This is a genomic window from Sphingomicrobium sp., from assembly GCA_036563485.1.
GTDB lineage: Bacteria > Pseudomonadota > Alphaproteobacteria > Sphingomonadales > Sphingomonadaceae > Sphingomicrobium.
Genome location: DATCMI010000001.1, coordinates 599,552 through 617,768 on the forward strand (window position 1 = coordinate 599,552; position 18,217 = coordinate 617,768).

Here is an 18,217-nt window from a genome sequence, read left to right on the forward strand (position 1 = left end):
GCTCACCAGACGCCTCCATAATTGGAGGCGGGCAGGTGCGAAAGCCGTTCGAAAGGCTTATCCGTTCCTGAGATCGACACGGCGCAGCTTGCCGGTCGCGGTCTTCGGCAGCGAGTCCACGAACTCGATCTCCCGAGGATATTTGTAGGGCGCGATCTGCTCCTTCGCGAAGGCCTGCAGCTTCTCGCGAAGCTCGTCCGACGCTTCGGCAAAATCGGCGAGGACGACGAAGGCTTTCACCTTCTGGCCGCGCTCCGGACAGGGCACCCCGATGACCGCGCACTCGGTGACCGCGGGGTGGGCGAGAAGCGCATTTTCGACTTCCGGAGCGCCGATATTGTAGCCGGAGCTGACGATCATGTCGTCGCTGCGCGCGAGGTACCAGAAATAGCCGTCGGCATCCTTGCGGTATGTGTCGCCCGTAACGTTCCAGCCGCTGTCGACATAGTTCTTCTGCCGGTCGTCATCGAGATAGCGGCAGCCGGTCGGGCCCTTGATGGCGAGGCGGCCGGTGCCTTCGTCCAGCGGTTTGCCGTCGTCGCCGAGCACGGTCGCGATGTAGCCGGGCACGGCCTTGCCCGTTGAACCCGGCCGGATGTCGTCGCCCGCGGCAGAGATGAAGATGTGCATCATCTCGGTCGAGCCGATGCCGTCGATGATCGAGATGCCGGTGCGCTCCTTCCACGAGCGCCAGGTCGCTTCGGGCAAATGTTCGCCGGCGGAAATGCAGCAGCGCAGGGTCTTGAGCGCTTTTTCTAATCCCGTTCGTGCTGAGCTTGTCGAAGCACTGTCCTTGTCTCGGATCGAGGAGAAGGACAGCCCTTCGACAGGCTCAGGGCGAACGGTTTGAGCCTGCGACTCTGTGGCAAGCATCGCCTTGTAGGCGGTCGGCGCTGTGCCGAGGTGGGTGACGCCGAATTGGCCGATCGCTTCGAGCATGGCCGGCGGGCTCGCTTGTTCGAGGGTCGCGGCGGCGGCGCCGAAGCGCAGCGGGAACAGCAAGGTGATGCCGAGGCCGAAGGTGAAGGCCATCGGCGCGCTGGTCATGAAGATGTCGCCGGGCGCCGGCGCGATGAGATGTCGGGCAAAGCTGTCGCAGGGGGCGAGAATGTCGCCGTGGAATTGCACGCAGCCCTTGGGCTCGCCGGTGGTGCCGCTGGTGAAGGCGATCAGCGCCGGATCGTCCCGGTGCGTGTCGACCGGCGGCAGCGGATCGAGTGATGCGGTGCGGGTCTCGAGGTCGCCGCGGCCATAGTCGCCGTCATATTTGATCACGTGCTTTATGAAGCGCGTCTGGTCCTGCGCTTCGCGGAAGTCGCCGATGAAGCGGCTGTCGACGATCGCATGGCTGATCTGTGCGCGGTCGATGACGGTCGCGATTTCGCCCGGCCGGAGAAGCGGCATGGTCGCGACCACGACACCGCCGGCCTTGATGACGCCGAACCAGGCCGCGAACATCGTGTAGCTGTTCGGCCCGCGCAGGAGCACGCGATTGCCGGGAACGAGGCCATATTCCTCGACCAGCAGGCGCGCGATGCGGCCGCTGAAGTGGTCGAGCTCTGCAAAAGTCCAGCGGCCATGCTGGTTGAGGATCACAAGCGCTTCTGGCACGCCGCCTTTGAGCAACTCGGCGGCGGCGTTGAGGCGCTCGGCATATTGAAGCTCGGGCAGGTCGAAGCGGAATTCGGGCAGCAGCTCCGGCGGCGGGAGGCGGTCGCGGACGAAGCCGTCGTACGTCACTCGTCCTCCACCACGGCCGTGGCTTCGATCTCGACCACTGCCGCCGGCTCGACGAGGTTCTTCACTTCGACCAGCGCCATGGCGGGGAAGCTGCGGCCCATGATCGCCTTCCACGCCTGGCCGATCTGGCCGAGGTGGGCGCGATAGTGTTCGATGCCGACGACATAGACGGTCATGCGGACGATATGCTCGGGCCCGGCGCCGTCCTCGGCAAGGATGGCGGTGACGTTGCGCAGCGCCTGTGCGAACTGCTCGACCATGTCTGGCGAATAGAAATTCTGGCCTTCGTCCCAGCCGACGACCCCGGCGGTGAAGATCATCCGCCCGCGTGCGCTGATGCCGTTTGAATAGCCTTTCGGGCGCGGCCAGGTCGGCGGCTGCAGGATCTTCATCGGCGGAATTCCTTGAGCAAGTCGCGGGCGATGATCTGGCGCTGCACTTCGCTTGCGCCTTCGTAGATGCGCAAGCTGCGGATATCGCGGTAGAGTTCCTCGACCTTGACGCCGCGGGTGACGCCCGCGCCGCCGTGCATCTGCACCGCCATGTCGATCACCTGCTGGGCGGTTTCGGTGGCGTGGAGTTTGGCCATCGCCGCCGCGCGGCGGTTGTCGATCCCGCCTTCGTCCTGCTGCCAGGCGGCGCGGTAGATGAGGAGCGCGGAGGCATCGACCGCCAGCGCCATTTCCGCGAGCTTCTCCTGCGTCACGGCATTGTCGGCGAGGGTTCCGCTGCCGAGGCGGCGCGTCAGCGACCTGGCCAGCGCCTCGTCGAGCGCACGGCGGGCGAGCCCGAGGGCCGCGGCACCGACCGTCACGCGGAACAGGTTCAGTACTTCCATGCCGATGCGAAAGCCCTCGCCTGGCTCGCCGACGATCGCATCGGCGGGGATGCGGACCCCGTCATAGCTGAGGCGGGCGAGCGGATGCGGTGCGATCACCTCGATGCGCTCGGCGACGGTGACCTGATCGGCGGGGACGATGAATGCGGACAGCCCCTTCGCGCCGTCTCCCCCGGTCCGCGCGAAGGTCAAATAGAAGTCCGCGATTCCGCCGTTGGAGATGTAGGTCTTGTCGCCGGTGATCACCCATTCGTCGCCGTCGCGGCGCGCGGCCGTGCGCATGTTCGCGGCGTCGGAGCCGCATTCCGGCTCGGTCATCGCGAAGGCCGCCACCGCTTCGCCAGATGCGACGCGCGGCAGCCATTCGCGCTTCTGCTCAACAGTGCCGAACAGGGAAATGGCGCCGGAACCGAGGCCCTGCATGGCGAAGGCGAAGTCGGCGAGCGCGCTGTGGTAAGCGAGCGTTTCGCGGGCGAGCGCTAGGCTGCGCACGTCGGGGCGTGTGTCGCCGTCCGAGACGCAGAGCTTGAGAATGCCGGCTTCGCCCATGCGGCTGACCAGGGAGCGGCACTCGGCGTCGAGATCGGGTCCGGGTTCGGCGAGCAAGGCGGACCAGCCGAGCAGCTCTTCGGCAAGCTCCCGGTGCCGCGGCTCGAAGAAGGGCCAGCTGAGGAACGTCCGGTCCATCAGTCGCCCTGGAACTCCGGCTGGCGCTTGTTCGCGAAGGCTTCGTAGGCGCGCTTGAAATCGTTGGTCTGCATGCACCGGGCCTGGACCTCCGCTTCCATCTCGATCGCTTCCTCGATCCCCATGTCCCATTCGGCATCGAGCTGGCGCTTGGTGACCGCGTGGGCAGCGGTTGGCCCCCGCGCGAGCTGGTCGGCGATCGCCGCGGCTTCAGCCGTCGCATCGTCGACGACGCGATTGTAGAATCCCCAGGCGAGGCCTTCTTCGCTGCTCATGGTCCGGCCAGTGAACAAAAGTTCGGCGGCGCGTCCGTGGCCGATCAGGCGCGGCAGGATCGCACAAGCGCCCATGTCCGCACCCGACAGGCCGACGCGGGTGAACAGGAATGCTGTCTTCGCATTCGGCGACGCAATGCGCAGGTCGCTGGCCATCGCCATGATCGCGCCGGCACCGGCGCAGACCCCTTCGACCGCGGCAATGATCGGCTGCGGGCACTGGCGCATCGCGCGGACGAGGTCGCCGGTCATGCGGGTAAACTGGAGCAGCCCGTCGAAGTCCATCCTGGTGAGCGGACCGATGATCTCGTGCACGTCGCCGCCGGAGCAGAAATTGCCGCCCGCGCCGGTGAGGACGACGACTTTGACATCTCGCGCGTCGTTCAGCGCCCGGAAGCTGTTGCGAAGCTCGTCATAGCTTTCGAAGGTGAGCGGGTTCTTCCGCTCAGGCCTATTCAGCGTGACCGTCGCGACGCCCTTGTCAAAGCTCCACAGGAAGTGCTTCGGCTGGAACGTCGCGGCGTGGAAGCTCATGCGTTGGTACCGCCGTCCAGCGTAATCTCAGCCCCGTTGATGTCGCGACTCAAGGGCAGGCAAAGCATCGCAATCGCGTTGCCGATCGCCGCCGGATCGACCAGCCGGCCGCTCGCATTCATGTTGGTGATGGCGCCGCGAGACTCTTGCTCGCTTCGGCCCGTGATCGCGGAGACGCGTGCGACCGACTGATCGGTCATCGGCGTGTCGACATAGCCGGGGCAGACCGCGTTCACCGTCAGGTTGGTCTTCGCATATTCGCCGGCGAGGCTGCGCATCAGGCCGAGCAGGCCGTGCTTCGATGCGGCATAATGGGCGGCGTAGGGCACGCCGCGGAGCGACGCGACCGACGCGACGTAGACGATACGGCCGCTCTCGCTTTTCAGCAGGTCGCCGATCGCGGCGTGGGTGCATTCGAACGCGGCGGTCAGGTTCGTGGCGATGATGCGGTCCCAGCTTTCGCGCGTCATTTTGTGGAACGGCGCGCTCTCCGCGATCCCGGCGTTGACGATCAGCAGGTCGATCGGCCCGTTGACCTCGCGCGCCTCGTTGAATGCCGCGCGGATGCGGTCGGCGTCGGTGACGTCGCACTGGATCGCCTGGCCGCCTAGCTCCGCCTTTACCGCTTCGAGCGGCTCCATCCGGCGGCCGAGCAGCGACAGGTTCGCCCCTTCCGCGGCCAGTGAGCGTGCCGCAGCAGCCCCGATCCCGGTGCCGCCACCGGTAATCAGCGCGTGACGTCCTTCGAGCGCTTTCCCCATGGCTGAAGCATTGGCGCAACGCATTTCCGGTGGCAAGGCGGCGGCCATGAAGATCGCAGCGCTCGAGACCGGAGTTCCCCCTGCCCCGCTCGCCGACCAGTTCGGAAGCTATACCGACATGTTCGCCGAGCTCCTGGGCGACGGTTTCGAGATCGACACCTTCGATGTGACCAAAGGCGAGTATCCGGCGCGCGGCGACTATCCCGCTTTTCTCGTCACCGGGTCGCCCGCCGGCGTTTACGAAGAGCTGCCTTGGATCGCGCCTTTATTGCAGTTCATCCGCGACACTCGCGACGAGAAGATGATCGGCGTCTGCTTCGGCCACCAGGCGATGGCGCAGGCGCTCGGCGGCACCGTCATCAAGTCGGAAAAAGGCTGGGGAGCCGGGCTCCACCGCTACTGGGTCACGCACGAAGCGCCGTGGATCCACAAGACCGACACGATCGACATTCCCGCGTCGCACCAGGACCAGGTGGTGGTGCAGCCGCCCGGTACCGACGTAGTCGCGGCATCGCCGTTCACGCCCTACGCCTCGCTGGCGTGGAAGGAACGACCGGCGATCAGCTTCCAGTTTCACCCGGAATTCTCGCCCGCTTACGCCAAGGCGCTGATCGAAAAGCGCTATGACCGGGTCAACGATCCCGATGCGGCGCTCGCGTCGCTCGACCAACCCAACGACAATGAGCGCGTCGCCAAGTGGATGCGCCGATTCTTGAACGGAGAAGATGCATGAAGACCCGCGCCGCCGTCGCGTTCGAAGCCAAGAAGCCGCTGGAGATCGTCGAGGTCGACCTCGAAGGTCCCAAGGCCGGCGAAGTGCTGGTCGAGATCATGGCGACGGGCATCTGCCACACCGACGCCTACACGCTCGACGGGCTGGACAGCGAAGGGCTGTTCCCGTCGATCCTCGGCCATGAGGGCGCCGGCATCGTGCGCGAAGTCGGGCCGGGGGTCACCAACGTGAAGGCCGGCGACCATGTGATTCCGCTGTACACGCCGGAATGCCGCCAGTGTAAGTCGTGCCTGTCCGGCAAGACCAACCTGTGCACCGCGATCCGCGCGACCCAGGGCAAGGGCGTGATGCCCGACGGCACCAGCCGCTTCAGCTACAAGGGTCAGCAGATCTTCCATTACATGGGCTGCTCGACATTCTCGAACTTCACCGTGCTGCCGGAAATCGCCGTCGCGAAGATCCGCGAGGACGCGCCGTTCAAGACCAGCTGCTACATCGGCTGCGGCGTCACGACCGGTGTCGGGGCGGTCACGAAGACGGCCAAGGTGGAGCCAGGCGACAATGTCGTGGTGTTCGGCCTGGGCGGTATCGGCCTCAACGTCATCCAGGGCGCGAAGCTCGTCGGCGCCAACAAGATCATCGGCGTCGACATCAATCCCGACCGCGAGGAATGGGGCCGGAAGTTCGGCATGACCGACTTCCTCAACACGCGTGGCATGAGCCGCGAGGACATCGTCGCCAAGGTGGTCGAGATGACCGACGGCGGCGCCGACTACACGTTCGACGCCACCGGCAATACCGAAGTGATGCGCACCGCGCTGGAATGCTGCCACCGTGGCTGGGGCACCAGCATCATCATCGGCGTCGCCGAAGCCGGCAAGGAGATCGCGACGCGGCCGTTCCAGCTGGTGACCGGGCGCAACTGGCGCGGGACCGCGTTCGGCGGCGCTAAGGGCCGCACCGACGTGCCGAAGATCGTCGACTGGTACATGGACGGGAAGATCGCCATCGACCCGATGATCACCCACGTGCTGAGCCTCGAGGAAATCAACAGGGGCTTCGACCTGATGCATGCGGGCGAGAGCATCAGGAGCGTTGTCGTTTACTGACGTTCCGCTATGAAGGCACCGGGCTGCTGAGGGAGATGTCAAGGAGACTTGCCATGTCCGACGTTCGCGCCCCTACCCACGTCAACCTTGCCGACAAGCTCGATGCCTTTTCGGACCATTGGGCGCCCAAAATCATCGCCCGCTACAACGACAATGAAGTCCGGCTGGTGAAGACCCATGGCGAATGGGTGTGGCACAAGCACGACGAAACCGACGAACTGTTCTTCATAATTGAGGGGGAGTTCGACATGGACTTTCGCGATAGGACGGTCACCGTGCGCCCTGGTGAGTTGCTGGTCGTCCCGGCCGGGACGGAGCATCGGCCGGCAGCCCGTCACGGCGAAGTGAAGCTGCTGCTGATCGACCCGAACGGCACGCCGAACACCGGGGACAATGCGACCGCCACGCATGCGGTCGAGCTATAGGAGGGATCGGAAATGTTCAGTCACGTGATGGTCGGGTCGAACGACACGGCGCGAGCGAAGAGCTTCTATGACCAGTTGATCGGCAAGGAAGGCCATCAGGACGACAAGGGCCGGCTCGCTTACCGGAACAAGGGGTCGGTGTTCATGGTCTCCCGACCGATCGACGGCCAGCCGGCGCACCACGCGAATGGCGGCACGATCGGCTTCAACTTCGACAGCCCCGAAGAGGTGGACGCCTGGTACCAGCGGGGGATCGCCGCGGGCGGCAGCGAATGCGAAGGCTGCGACCCGCCCGGCTATCGCGAGAATGCATTCGGCAAGCTCTACCTCGCCTATCTGCGGGACCCCGACGGCAACAAGCTGTGCGGCTTGCACAGGCCGGCGCAGTGACGATCGAGGTCATCTCCGAAAACAAAGCGCACGGCGGGCAGCAGCTCGTCGTTCGCCATGCGAGCGCCGCGACCGGCACCGACATGACCTTCTCCATCTACCTGCCGCCGCAGGTTGACAGTGGCGGCAAGGTGCCGGTCGTCTGGTATTTGTCGGGGCTGACCTGCACCCACGCCAATGTCACCGACAAGGGCGAGTATCGCGCCGCTTGCGCCGAGCTGGGGCTGGCGTTCGTCGCGCCGGACACGAGCCCGCGCGGCGATGATGTGCCCGATGCCGAGGGCTATGACTTCGGCAAGGGCGCCGGCTTCTACGTCGATGCGACCGAGGAGCCCTGGGCGAAGCACTTTCGCATGTGGTCCTATGTGACTGAGGAGCTGCCGCAGCTGGTCGCCGCCGAGTTCCCAGTCGACCTGGATCGGCAGGCAATTACCGGGCACTCAATGGGCGGCCACGGCGCGCTGACGGTCGCGCTTCGCAATCCGGAGCGGTTCCGCAGCGTCTCCGCCTTTGCGCCGATCGTCGCGCCGGGGCAGGTGCCGTGGGGCGAAAAAGCGCTCAGTGGCTATCTCGGCGAGGACCGCGCGCGCTGGCGCAAGCATGACGCGGTCGCGCTGATCGAGGATGGGGCGCGGGTGCCGGAGCTGCTGGTCGACATCGGCACCGCCGACCAGTTCCTGAGCCAGGAGCTTCGCCCTGAGCTGCTCGAACGCGCCTGCGCCGATGCCGGTATTGCCCTGACGCTGCGGCGCCAGGAGGGATACGACCACAGCTATTATTTCATCTCGACCTTCATGGCCGAGCATCTGCGCTGGCACGCGGAGCGGCTGACGAGGTGACGCACTGCCCCTCACGGGAGTGAATCCCGTGCCGTCAGACGTGTCGCGCTGCGCGCGCACGCTGGCGGGGTATCCGCCTCTCTTGCGCAAGCTTGGCTGCTTTGCAGCCTCCGCTTGCGCGCGGGCCTTCAGCCCTTCTGCATTTGCAGGTTCATCATCTCCGGCGTCGGCCCGGTGTTGTGCGCCAGGTGCGCCATGATCCAGATCGTGCCGACCATCACCAGAAAGACGATGAGCACGCCGAAGGCGAGCGCAAGGACGTTGTTGGTGTTGTCCGGACCGCTGGTGATGTGGAGGAAGAAGACCAGGTGCACGCCCATCTGCGCGATGGCGAGCACGATGAGGCCGACCGCGACGCCCGGACCCCAAATCGACGAGGTCGACGCGACCCAGAACGAGACTGCAGTCAGCAGCAGCGCAAAGCCGAGGCCGATCACATAAGCTGCGGTTTCGCTGAGGATGCTGTCGTGCGGGGCGCCGGGCGCGACGTCCAGCATCTCCTGATGTTCGTGCTCGCTCATGCCGGCAATGTCCCGATCAGATAGACGATGGTGAAAATGGCGACCCAGACGATGTCCAAGGCATGCCAGAATATGCTGAAGCACAGCAGGCGGCGCATGATGTGCTCGCGGAACCCTTTGGCGAAGATCTGCGCCATCGTCGTCCCGAGCCACAGCAGGCCGGCAAAGACGTGAAGGCCGTGGGTGCCGACCAACGTGAAGAAGCTCGACAGGAAGGCGCTGCGCTGCGGCCCCGCGCCTTCGCCGATCATGTGCGCGAACTCGTAAAGTTCGAGCCCGAGGAAGATCAGGCCGAGGAAGCCGGTGACGGCCAGCCAGATCTGCGTCCACAGCATGTTGCCGCGCTTGGCGACGATGACCGCGAGACCGCAGGTGAAGCTGGAGAACAGCAGCGCCATGGTTTCGACGGCGACCAGCGTGCGGTCGTACAGCTCGTGGGTCGTGGGCCCGCCGTCGGTCGCATTCACCAGGCTCGCGTACGTGGCGAACAAGGTCGAAAAGAGGATCATGTCCGACAGGACGAACAGCCAGAAGCCGTACGGGACGACGATGCTCTTCGATTCCGGGCCGCGATGGCCGAGGCCCGTGTCCTGCGACGCGCCGTGGGTCAGGCCGATAGTGGCCGCATGTTGTCCGCTCATACCGATTGACTCAGGTTCTGAAGGTTCTGCTGGCGGATGCGGCGACGCTCCCGCGAGTTCTTGATGACTTCCTCGACGGGGATGACGTGCTCATGCTCGTCCTGCCACGCGTACCAGACGGTCACGGCGAAGGCGCCGACGAGGCCGAGGATCGCGAGCCACCAGATGTACCAGATCATCGCGAAGCCGCAGATCGTCGCGAAGAAGGCGACGACGACGCCGGTCGGCGTGTTCAGCGGCATTTCGATCGGCTTGTAGGCCGGTTCCGGAAGCAAGGTGGCGCGTTCGATCGCCAGCTGCTTGCGGTGCCAATAGGCCTCTTCGCCGTGGACGTCGGGAAGCACCGCGAAATTATAGTGCGGCGGCGGCGACAGGGTCAGCCATTCGAGCGTGCGGCCGTCCCACGGATCGCCGGTGACGTCGCGGCGCTGGTCGCGGGTCTTGATCGACCAGAACAGCTGCGCCGCAAGGAAGAAGATGCCCGCCGCAATGAAGAAGGCGCCGATCAGCTCGAGGCCCAGCCACGGCTTCCACGTCGGGTCGGAGATGTGCTGCATCCGGCGCGTGCCGCCCCAGAAGCCGAGCAGATAGCTCGGCATGAAGGCGAGGTTGAAGCCGATGAACCAGCCCCAGAAAGCGAGCTTGCCGAGCCGCTCGTCGAGCGTGAAGCCGAACGCCTTTGGGAACCAGTAGGTGTAGCCGGCGAGGATCGCGAACACGACGCCCGGGATGATTACGTGGTGGAAGTGCGCGACCAGGAACAGGCTGTTGTGCGTCACGAAATCGACCGGCGGGATCGCCAGCAGGACGCCGGTCAGGCCGCCGCCGACGAACAGCAGCATGAAGCCGATCAGATAGTGCATCGCCACCGTGAACCGGACGCGTCCCCCGTACATGGTGAACAGCCAGTTGAAGATCTTCACGCCTGTCGGAATGCCGATCAGCATCGAGGCGATGCCGAAGATGGCGTTGACGTTTGCGCCCGCCCCCATGGTGAAGAAGTGGTGCAGCCAGACGGTGAAGGACAGGACGCAGATCACCATCGTCGCAAAGACCATCGAGCGGTAGCCGAACAGCGGCTTGCCGGAGAAGGTGGCCGCGATTTCAGAATAGATGCCGAAGGCCGGCAGCACGAGGATGTAGACTTCCGGATGCCCCCAGATCCAAATCAGGTTCATGTAGAGCATCGAATTCCCTCCACCGTCATTGGTGAAGAAGTGGAAGCCGAGGTAGCGGTCGAGCATCAGCATCGCGAGCGTCGCGGTCAGCACCGGGAAAGCGGCGAGGATCAGCAGGTTCGACGCGAGGCTGGTCCAGCAGAACACCGGCATGCGGAAATAGCTCATGCCCGGCGCGCGGATCTTGAGGATGGTGGTGACGAAATTGACCGCTGTCAGTGTCGTCCCGACGCCTGATATCTGTAGCGCCACCAGGTAATAATCGACGCCGACACCGGGCGAGAAGGCCTTCTCGCTAAGCGGGGGGAAGGCGAGCCAGCCGGTGCGCGCGAATTCGCCGACGAACAGCGAGATGTTGATCAGCAGCGCGCCCGAGGCGTTGAGCCAGAAGCTGACGTTGTTGAGCGTCGGAAAAGCGACGTCGCGGACGCCGAGCTGCAGCGGCACCACGAAGTTCATGAAGCCGATCACCAGCGGCATCGCCACGAAGAAGATCATGATCACGCCGTGGGCGGAGAAGATCTGGTTGTAATGCTCGGGCGTCAGATAACCCTGCCCTTCGCCCACCGCGAGATATTGGTGGGCGCGCATCATGATCGCGTCGGCAAAGCCGCGCAGAAGCATGATGAAGCCGAGCACCATGTACATGATGCCGATCTTCTTGTGGTCGGTGGACGTGATGTACTCGTTCCACAGGAACGGCCACGCCTTGATCCTGGTGATCCACCAGGCGAGGCCCGCCAGGCCGATCAGCACGATGATCGAAGTGATAAGCGGGATCGGCTCCTGGAAGGGGATGGCCTCCCAGGTCAGCTTGCCGAAGATCGGACTCATTGACGGGCTCCAGGTGCGGCCAGCCCGGCGGGCGGCGGCTGATCTGCGGGTGACGGCCCCTCGATGGGGCTTTCAGGTTGAGCGGTGGACGCGCCGGGGGACGGCAGATTGTGCGGCCGTTGCGGCATGGCATGGCCCCCCTTGCCCATCGCGATGGTGGCGAACAGGCGGGGATCGACGCTGCCGAAGGTCATCGGCTTGACGTAGCTGCTGGGCTTTTCGAGCTGCTTGTAGCTGGCGGCGTTGAGCGCCGGGCCCGAACGGGAAGACTGTGCCCAGGCGGCGAACTGCTGGCGCGGCACCGAATAGACCGGGAATTCCATGCCCGGGAAACCATCGCCGCTGAACTGCGCCGAGCGGCCTTCGAACTTGCCCGTGCGGTCGGCCTGAAGGTTCAGGCGCGTGGTCATGTTCGGCATCGCGTAGATCATCGTCCCCATCTGCGGGACGAAGAAGACGTTCCACACGGTCGCCGAAGTAAGCTCGAAGCTGACCGGCGTTCCGGCGGGCACGACGAGGCGATTGACGGTGGCAATGCCCTGGTCGGGGTAGATGAACAGCCATTTCCAATCGAGCGAGACGACTTGGACCTTGACCGGCGGCACCTTGGATTCGAGCGGCTTGCTCGGCTCCAGCTGATGGCTGCCGATCCAGGTGATCCCGCCCAGGAGCATGATGGTGAGGATCGGCACCGCCCAGATCACAAGCTCGATCGAGCCGGAATATTCCCAGTCGGGCCGGTAGGTCGCCTTGGTGTTGCCGCGGCGGAACCAGAAAGCGACCGCGACCGTCGCGATCATCGTCGGGATGATGATCGCCAGCATGATCGCGGTCGAATTGATGAGGATCTGCTTCTCGGCGGCAGCGACCGGACCGACGGGATCGAGGATCCCGCGATTGCACGCGCCCAAGAAGAGGAGCGCGCCGGCGCAGGCTGCTGCCCGAGCGGCGTGCCGCCAGCGATGATCACCGAACAAGTTCACGAGCCTCCGTCGACTGCCGTGGCTATCTAGGGTGCAGTGCAGCAATCCGACCTCCGTAATCTTACGGGGTTGACGCCGCCGACTGTTGATACGCTGGTGACCCCAACGGGACTCGAACCCGTGTTTTCGCCGTGAAAGGGCGACGTCCTAGACCGCTAGACGATGGGGCCGGTAACGGCGCGGAGCCGGTTAGGCGAGCACCGCCAGCCGGTCAAGCAAGTGCAGCGTCGTCGAGATGCATTTCCGCATTGTTGCCGCCGTTCCACTCGTCGCGCTTGATCGTGCCGGCCAGCCACCAGCGGGCGTCGGCGGCCGATGACAGGAGTGCCTGGCCGAGCTCGGTCGCGGCGCTGCGGAAGGCGATGAACTTGAAGCTCTTGCCGTCATCGCCGCAGGCAATCCCGCGGACGTGGCCGTCTCCGACGATCCCGGTCTTGAGCAGCCGCGCCGGCCCCGCCGCGACGCGCGGGCTCGGCCAGCCGGCGCCATAGGGTCCAGCGGCATTGAGCGCATCGCACAGCGCCGCCGCCACCCCGCCCGGCGCGAGGAGGGCATCGAGCAGCAACGCCCGGTCGCTGCGCGAACGCTCGACGTCCGCAGCGAGGCGGTCGTTGATGAAGGCGCGGAAAGGCTCGAGCCCACCCGCGGGCAGGGTCAGGCCCGCCGCCATCGCATGCCCGCCCCCGGCGATCAGCAGCCCGCTCTCCTTCGCCGCAAGAACCGCAGCGCCGAGATCGACGCCGCTGATCGACCGGCCGGAGCCTTTGCCGGTGCCGTCCTCGCACTCGGCAATCACGATCGCCGGGCGCCCGAACCGTTCCTTCACCCGCCCGGCGACGATGCCGATCACGCCCTGGTGCCAGCCGCCGCTCATGACGGTGATGACTGGCGCGTCGGCTTGGGTTTCCGCCTGTGCCAGCGCCTGTTCGGTCACCAGCATTTCGATCGCGCGGCGTTCCTCGTTGAGGCGGTCGAGCTCGGCGGCGATGCTCCGCGCCTCCTCCGGGTCGGTCGCGGTCAGCAGCCGGACGCCGAGATCCGATTTGCCGACCCGCCCGCCGGCGTTGATCCGCGGCCCCAGCGCAAAGCCGAGGTCGCGGCAGATCGGATCGCGGGTCAGCCGCGACGCTTCGATCAGCGCGGCGAGGCCGATGTTCTGCCGCGCGCCCATGATCTTCAGGCCCTGCGTGACGAAGGCACGATTGAGCGTCTTCAGCCGCGCGACGTCCGCGACGGTGCCGAGCGCGACAAGGTCGAGCAGGTCGAGCATCTTCGGCTCGCTCTTGCTCCAGAAGAAGCCGCGGCCGCGCAGCTCGCGAAGCAAGGCGACGCCGAGCAGGAAGGCCATGCCGACCGCGGCGAGATGGCCGTGTGACGCCCCGTCCTCGCTTTCGTCCAGCCGGTTGGGGTTGATCAGCGCATAGGCGACGGGAAGCAGGCTGGCGCATTGGTGGTGGTCCACGACGATCACGTCGAGCTCGGCCGCCTTGGCTTCTTCGAGTGCCTCGAAGGCCTGGGCCCCGCAATCGACGCAGACGGCAAGATGCGCGCCGTTCGCCTTCAATTCGCACAGCGCCTTACCCGACGGGCCATAGCCCTCCATCAGCCGGTCGGGGATATAGGTGACCGGGTCGGCGCCGAGCCGCCGGAGCAGCAGCACCAGAAGCGCGGCGCTGGTCGCGCCGTCGACGTCGTAGTCGCCGAAGATGGCGATCGTCTCGCCGCGTTCGACCGCGTCGGCCAGCCGCTTGGCCCCCTTGTCCATGTCCTGGAAGCAGCTGGGGTCGGGAAGGAAGTCGCGGATCTTCGGTTCGCGATGCCGGGCGAGATCCTCGCGCGCGACGCCGCGGGCCATCAGCAGCTCGTCGATGAGCGCGTCCATGCCGGGCTCGTCAGCCGGCGGGCGCCGCCAGCGCCACGGCTGCCCGGTCACGGATCGTTCGATGTTCAGAGCGGCTGCCACGCCGCGAAGGTAAGAGTCGGCGATTCCGCGGTCTAGAGCCCGCGATGCTTGAGATCGCGATATTCTGTGGACACACGGCGGATGGTGCCGGTGCTGGCGCGCATGACGATGCTTTCGGTCGTCGTGCAATCCTTGCGGCGGTGGACACCCTTCAGAAGCGAGCCGTCCGTGACGCCGGTGGCGGCGAAGATGCAGTCGCCCTTGGCCATGTCTTTCAGGCTGTAGACGCGGTCGAGGTCGTCGATGCCCCAGCGGCGGGCGCGTTCCACCTCGTCGTCGTTGCGGAAAAGGAGCTGGCCCTGAATTTGACCGCCGACGCAGCGAAGCGCAGCCGCGGCGAGAACGCCCTCGGGCGCGCCGCCACTGCCCATGTAGATGTCGATGCCCGTCTCCGGGTCCGCGGTGGCGATGACGCCGGCGACGTCGCCGTCGGGGATCAGCCGCACGCCGCATCCGAGCGCGCGAAGCTCCGCGATGATGGACTCGTGGCGCGGGCGATCGAGCACGCAGGCGATGATTTCGCTCGGTTCCACGCCCTTGGCCTTCGCCACCGACCCGATGTTGTCGGCGACCGTCGCCTTCAGGTCGATCGTGCCTTCCGGATAGCCGGGACCGATCGCGATCTTCTGCATGTAGGTGTCGGGAGCGTTGAGCAGGCAGCCTTTTTCGGCGATCGCCAGGACCGCAAGGGCGTTCGGGCCGCCGCTGGCCGTAAGGTCGGTGCCCTCGAGCGGATCGAGGGCGATATCGATGCCCGGCCCGCTGTCCTGCGCGCAGCCGACCTTTTCGCCGATATAGAGCATCGGCGCTTCGTCGCGCTCGCCCTCGCCGATCACCACGGTGCCGTCCATCGGCAGCTCGTTTAGCGCGTTGCGCATCGCCTCGACCGCCGCCTGGTCCGCCGAATGCTTGTCGCCGCGGCCGATCCAGCGCGCCGACGCGATCGCCGCCGCTTCGGTGACCCGCACCATTTCGAGCACGAGGACCCGGTCGAGAGTGTTGCTGGCGGCGTCGGCGCGATTCATGTGTCGTGAGGCTCCCTTGTTGCGCGGCCGCGATAGGAGGCGCTCGCGCCCTCGTCCACCGCGCGATGCTGGAGAAGTTCGCTGCGCACCCGCACCGCGCGCGAACCGAGTTGGGTCTCGATGAGGAAAATGCCGAACGCTAGGCCGATGGCGATCATCGAGGCGATGAACAGCCAGGAGATCGCGGTGGCGATGTGAAGCGCCGTCAGGCTGGCGCTGAACAGCAGGATGACGACCGCGCAGGTCAGCACGGCCGAGAAGACGGACAGCGAAATGGTCCAGCTGACCAGGCGCATGCGGCGGTCGAGCGTCCGCAATTCGCCGAGCCAGCGGTCGTGCTCGAGCCCGCGGCTGGCCAGCAGGCGCGGCTCGACGTCACGCGACCGGTCGACGATCCGCGACAGCCGCGATGCGCACACGTTGAGGAACGCGCCGATGCCGCTCAGCAGGAACACCGGCGCGACCGCCAGACGCACGATCTCGGCGATGGTCGTGACATTCAGCGCATCGGGCGTTTCGAACATGGGCCGCCTTATCGAAGCGGCTCCCCATCGTGGCAAGTTCAGCTGGTGGCGCTCTGCCGTTCGCAGCCCGACACTTCGAGGAGGAGGACGCCATTGGCGATGAAGCTCGCCGCAAGGAACCAGGCGAAGCTGGCGACCAGCGGCGCCGTCGGGCCGAACAGGCTGATGACGACGGTGGCGATCGAAAGCCCGGCGACGAGGAGAAGCGCAAGAAGCAAATCGACGCCGGCCGAAATGGCCGTCCACACCCGCACCGTTCCGTCGGTAAGCCGGATGGCGAGCGCAAGGATCGCGCCCCGGATGAACAGCCATGCGACGACCAGGGTCGCATTGGGGAAGAAATGCGTGGTCGGGTTGAGGATCAGGAGCAGGCCGGCAAGCCCGGTCACGCATCCCGCCGCGATCGCCAGCAGCCGCGCTTCGCGGCGGAGCGAGCCGGCAATCGCCTCGATCATCCCGGCAGCGATCAGCAATGCAGCGATGAGATCCGATGAGATTCGCTCGCGCGCCGGCAGGAGGGCCGCGCCGATGCCGAGGAGGATGATGGCGAGGCCTGCCGCAAGCAGTCCCCGCGCGCGGTTCCGAGCGACCCTGTTCGCTTCAGCCTGGCTGGCCACTGTCACACCCTAACGTCGTTCTGCCCGCGCATCGAACCACAGGAGTGCGCGACTTGTTCCACCGGGAGCCGCGCAGATTAAGGAGCGATCACCCGAAGCGCCTTGGCGCGGATGCGGTAATCGAGCGGCAGCTCGGCAGCCACGACCTCGCCATCGAGCGAGATGGCGACATGCTTTCGCCGCCCCGTCACGCGCAGCCGCTGGACATTGTCGAGCCGTTCCATGTCGTCGTCACGAGTCCGGTCGAGCAGCGCCCGCAGCACCGCGGCGATGAAGCCCGCGCGCGTCTTCTTGCGCATCACGAACAGGCTCAAGCTGCCGTCCTCGAGGCTTTCGCGCCGCCCGGCTGCGCCGATGTCGGTGCGATAGTCATTGTTGCCGACGAACAGCAAAGGCGTGTCGACGCGCTCGGCCAGTTCGTCGTTGATCGTTAGCGTCAGCCGCCGATGGTTGAAGCGCGCGAGCGTCCGGACCGAGGCGACGAGCATCGCCAGGCGCTTGCTCCGTCCCAGCCGGCGCTGCTGGAGGTCGCGGTCGAGCACCATCAAGGGATACAGGCCGACGGCACTGTTGTTGATAAAGATGCGGCCATTGACCTCGCCGAGGTCGACCCGCCGTTCGCTGCCGGCGGCGATCAGCCGTGCCGCGTCGTCAAGGGCCGGCGGAATGCCGAGATCGCGCGCGAAATGGTTGAGCGTCCCGAGCGGCAAGATGGCGAGGCGCGTTTCAGTGCCGGCGAGAGCCGACGCGGCGGCGCTGATCGTTCCGTCGCCGCCGCCGACGATCAGCAGCGGGTCGCCGCGCTCCGCCGCCTCCGCGGAGCGGATCGCGCAGTCCTTGCCGCTGAAAAGCCCGACCTCCGCGTCCACGCCGGCATCCTCAAGCGCTTTGCGGACGCGCTCGGCGAGGTCCGGCGCCGCGGCCAGGGTGCCGCTGCCGCGGTTCAGGACTGCCTGTACTCGCGCCATCGCTGCGCAGGCTTCTCAGGCGCGCCCTTTAGCCCTGGCTAGCCGTGCACTCGCCGACGCGGTGGGCCTCGACACGCAGGCGCATCGCCATGCCGCCTTCGTCGTGGCCCTTGGTTTCCATGTTCATCGCGGTCTGCACCTGATAGCTTTCGGGCGAGTAGGTGCCGGCCATCTGCATGACCTGCGTGCCTTCCTTGCTGCCGCAGCGCATCGCCGCATCGATCTTGCCGCTGCCCATCGTGAAATGGTCGTAGCGGCATTGATTGTTCTTGCCCGCGAAGAAGTCCTCCTTGGGACGCTTCACGTCCTCGGCGGTCAGGCAGGTTTCGAAGCCGTGCGGCTGGTTCTGCGCCATCATCGTCTTCATCCGCGACGCCATTTCCGGCGGCATGCCCGGCATGTCGAGTTGCTCGATCGTGACCTTCGACTGCCACAGGCCGGCGCGGATCATGCTCTGGTCCCCGCCCGCTTCGCGGACCTTCTTTGCAACTTCCTCGACGCTGGCGTCCTTGGCCTTCACTTCGGGCGACTGGTTGCAGGCGGCGAGCGGCAGCGCGCAGCCGATCAGCAAAACGGCATATCTCATGTGACCAAACTCCCCTCTTGTGAGCGGCACCATAAGCGCAGCCGCT

At 66.0% G+C, this 18,217-nt stretch carries 20 protein-coding genes and 1 tRNA gene; 5 read left to right on the plus strand and 16 right to left on the minus strand.

Features of this window, described 5'->3' with window-relative positions:
• Positions 1-57: 57 nt before the first annotated feature.
• Genes VIL42_03170 through VIL42_03190 form a run of 5 tightly spaced genes read right to left on the minus strand, consistent with a single transcriptional unit; the run spans position 58 to position 4,835 of the window.
• Positions 58-1,740 (minus strand): AMP-binding protein, encoded by a 1,683-nt coding sequence (locus VIL42_03170; GenBank protein HEY8591849.1) that lies wholly within the window; start codon positions 1,738-1,740, stop codon positions 58-60.
• Positions 1,737-2,132 carry a RidA family protein gene (locus VIL42_03175; GenBank protein HEY8591850.1) on the minus strand — a complete coding sequence of 132 codons (396 nt, stop codon included), beginning with the start codon at positions 2,130-2,132 and terminating at the stop codon, positions 1,737-1,739. The genes VIL42_03170 and VIL42_03175 overlap by 4 nt, the downstream gene beginning before the upstream one ends.
• Positions 2,129-3,265: an acyl-CoA dehydrogenase family protein gene (locus VIL42_03180; protein HEY8591851.1), complete on the minus strand. Its 1,137-nt coding sequence runs from the start codon at positions 3,263-3,265 to the stop codon at positions 2,129-2,131. Before VIL42_03180 ends, VIL42_03175 begins: the two co-directional genes overlap by 4 nt.
• Positions 3,265-4,074, minus strand: a complete 810-nt coding sequence (locus VIL42_03185) for an enoyl-CoA hydratase family protein (GenBank protein ID HEY8591852.1) — start codon at positions 4,072-4,074, stop codon at positions 3,265-3,267. Before VIL42_03185 ends, VIL42_03180 begins: the two co-directional genes overlap by 1 nt.
• Positions 4,071-4,835, minus strand: coding sequence for an SDR family oxidoreductase (locus tag VIL42_03190; protein HEY8591853.1), 765 nt, complete (start codon positions 4,833-4,835; stop codon positions 4,071-4,073). Before VIL42_03190 ends, VIL42_03185 begins: the two co-directional genes overlap by 4 nt.
• Positions 4,836-4,881: 46 nt before the next feature.
• On the opposite strand from VIL42_03190, the gene VIL42_03195 reads away from it, so the two are divergent.
• Genes VIL42_03195 through fghA form a run of 5 tightly spaced genes read left to right on the plus strand, consistent with a single transcriptional unit; the run spans position 4,882 to position 8,331 of the window.
• A complete protein-coding gene (locus VIL42_03195; protein HEY8591854.1) occupies positions 4,882-5,568 on the plus strand; it encodes a type 1 glutamine amidotransferase in 687 nt (228 codons plus the stop codon).
• A complete protein-coding gene (locus VIL42_03200) occupies positions 5,565-6,677 on the plus strand; it encodes an S-(hydroxymethyl)glutathione dehydrogenase/class III alcohol dehydrogenase (protein HEY8591855.1) in 1,113 nt (370 codons plus the stop codon). The genes VIL42_03195 and VIL42_03200 overlap by 4 nt, the downstream gene beginning before the upstream one ends.
• A 53-nt stretch (positions 6,678-6,730) precedes the next feature.
• Positions 6,731-7,102: a cupin domain-containing protein gene (locus VIL42_03205; GenBank protein ID HEY8591856.1), complete on the plus strand. Its 372-nt coding sequence runs from the start codon at positions 6,731-6,733 to the stop codon at positions 7,100-7,102.
• 12 nt (positions 7,103-7,114) lie between these two features.
• Positions 7,115-7,492, plus strand: coding sequence for a VOC family protein (locus VIL42_03210; GenBank protein ID HEY8591857.1), 378 nt, complete (start codon positions 7,115-7,117; stop codon positions 7,490-7,492).
• A gap of 2 nt (positions 7,493-7,494) precedes the next feature.
• Positions 7,495-8,331: an S-formylglutathione hydrolase gene (gene fghA / locus VIL42_03215; protein ID HEY8591858.1), complete on the plus strand. Its 837-nt coding sequence runs from the start codon at positions 7,495-7,497 to the stop codon at positions 8,329-8,331.
• A gap of 128 nt (positions 8,332-8,459) precedes the next feature.
• Here the strand turns inward: fghA and cyoD are convergent, their stop codons facing one another.
• From cyoD to VIL42_03270, 11 genes are all read right to left on the minus strand, one after another.
• Entirely contained in the window at positions 8,460-8,852 is a 393-nt protein-coding gene (gene cyoD / locus VIL42_03220) for a cytochrome o ubiquinol oxidase subunit IV (GenBank protein HEY8591859.1), read from the minus strand.
• Positions 8,849-9,493 carry a cytochrome o ubiquinol oxidase subunit III gene (cyoC, locus tag VIL42_03225; GenBank protein ID HEY8591860.1) on the minus strand — a complete coding sequence of 215 codons (645 nt, stop codon included), beginning with the start codon at positions 9,491-9,493 and terminating at the stop codon, positions 8,849-8,851. The genes cyoD and cyoC overlap by 4 nt, the downstream gene beginning before the upstream one ends.
• Complete coding sequence (locus tag VIL42_03230) at positions 9,490-11,505, minus strand: cbb3-type cytochrome c oxidase subunit I (GenBank protein ID HEY8591861.1); 2,016 nt, start codon at positions 11,503-11,505, stop codon at positions 9,490-9,492. The genes cyoC and VIL42_03230 overlap by 4 nt, the downstream gene beginning before the upstream one ends.
• Complete coding sequence (gene cyoA / locus VIL42_03235) at positions 11,502-12,482, minus strand: ubiquinol oxidase subunit II (GenBank protein ID HEY8591862.1); 981 nt, start codon at positions 12,480-12,482, stop codon at positions 11,502-11,504. The genes VIL42_03230 and cyoA overlap by 4 nt, the downstream gene beginning before the upstream one ends.
• 100 nt (positions 12,483-12,582) lie before the next feature.
• Positions 12,583-12,658 (minus strand) — tRNA-Glu (locus VIL42_03240).
• A 41-nt stretch (positions 12,659-12,699) separates the two neighbouring features.
• Positions 12,700-14,451, minus strand: coding sequence for a single-stranded-DNA-specific exonuclease RecJ (gene recJ, locus VIL42_03245; GenBank protein ID HEY8591863.1), 1,752 nt, complete (start codon positions 14,449-14,451; stop codon positions 12,700-12,702).
• A gap of 32 nt (positions 14,452-14,483) precedes the next feature.
• Entirely contained in the window at positions 14,484-15,476 is a 993-nt protein-coding gene (gene glpX, locus VIL42_03250) for a class II fructose-bisphosphatase (GenBank protein ID HEY8591864.1), read from the minus strand.
• The gene (locus tag VIL42_03255; protein ID HEY8591865.1) at positions 15,473-16,000 is read right to left on the minus strand and encodes a DUF2721 domain-containing protein; all 528 of its coding nucleotides are present in this window, start codon (positions 15,998-16,000) and stop codon (positions 15,473-15,475) included. Before VIL42_03255 ends, glpX begins: the two co-directional genes overlap by 4 nt.
• Positions 16,001-16,038: 38 nt before the next feature.
• Entirely contained in the window at positions 16,039-16,617 is a 579-nt protein-coding gene (locus tag VIL42_03260) for a hypothetical protein (GenBank protein HEY8591866.1), read from the minus strand.
• Between the two features lie 77 nt (positions 16,618-16,694).
• Complete coding sequence (locus VIL42_03265; GenBank protein ID HEY8591867.1) at positions 16,695-17,585, minus strand: diacylglycerol kinase family protein; 891 nt, start codon at positions 17,583-17,585, stop codon at positions 16,695-16,697.
• A 28-nt stretch (positions 17,586-17,613) separates the two neighbouring features.
• Positions 17,614-18,171 (minus strand): DUF3617 domain-containing protein, encoded by a 558-nt coding sequence (locus VIL42_03270; protein ID HEY8591868.1) that lies wholly within the window; start codon positions 18,169-18,171, stop codon positions 17,614-17,616.
• Positions 18,172-18,217: the final 46 nt, after the last annotated feature.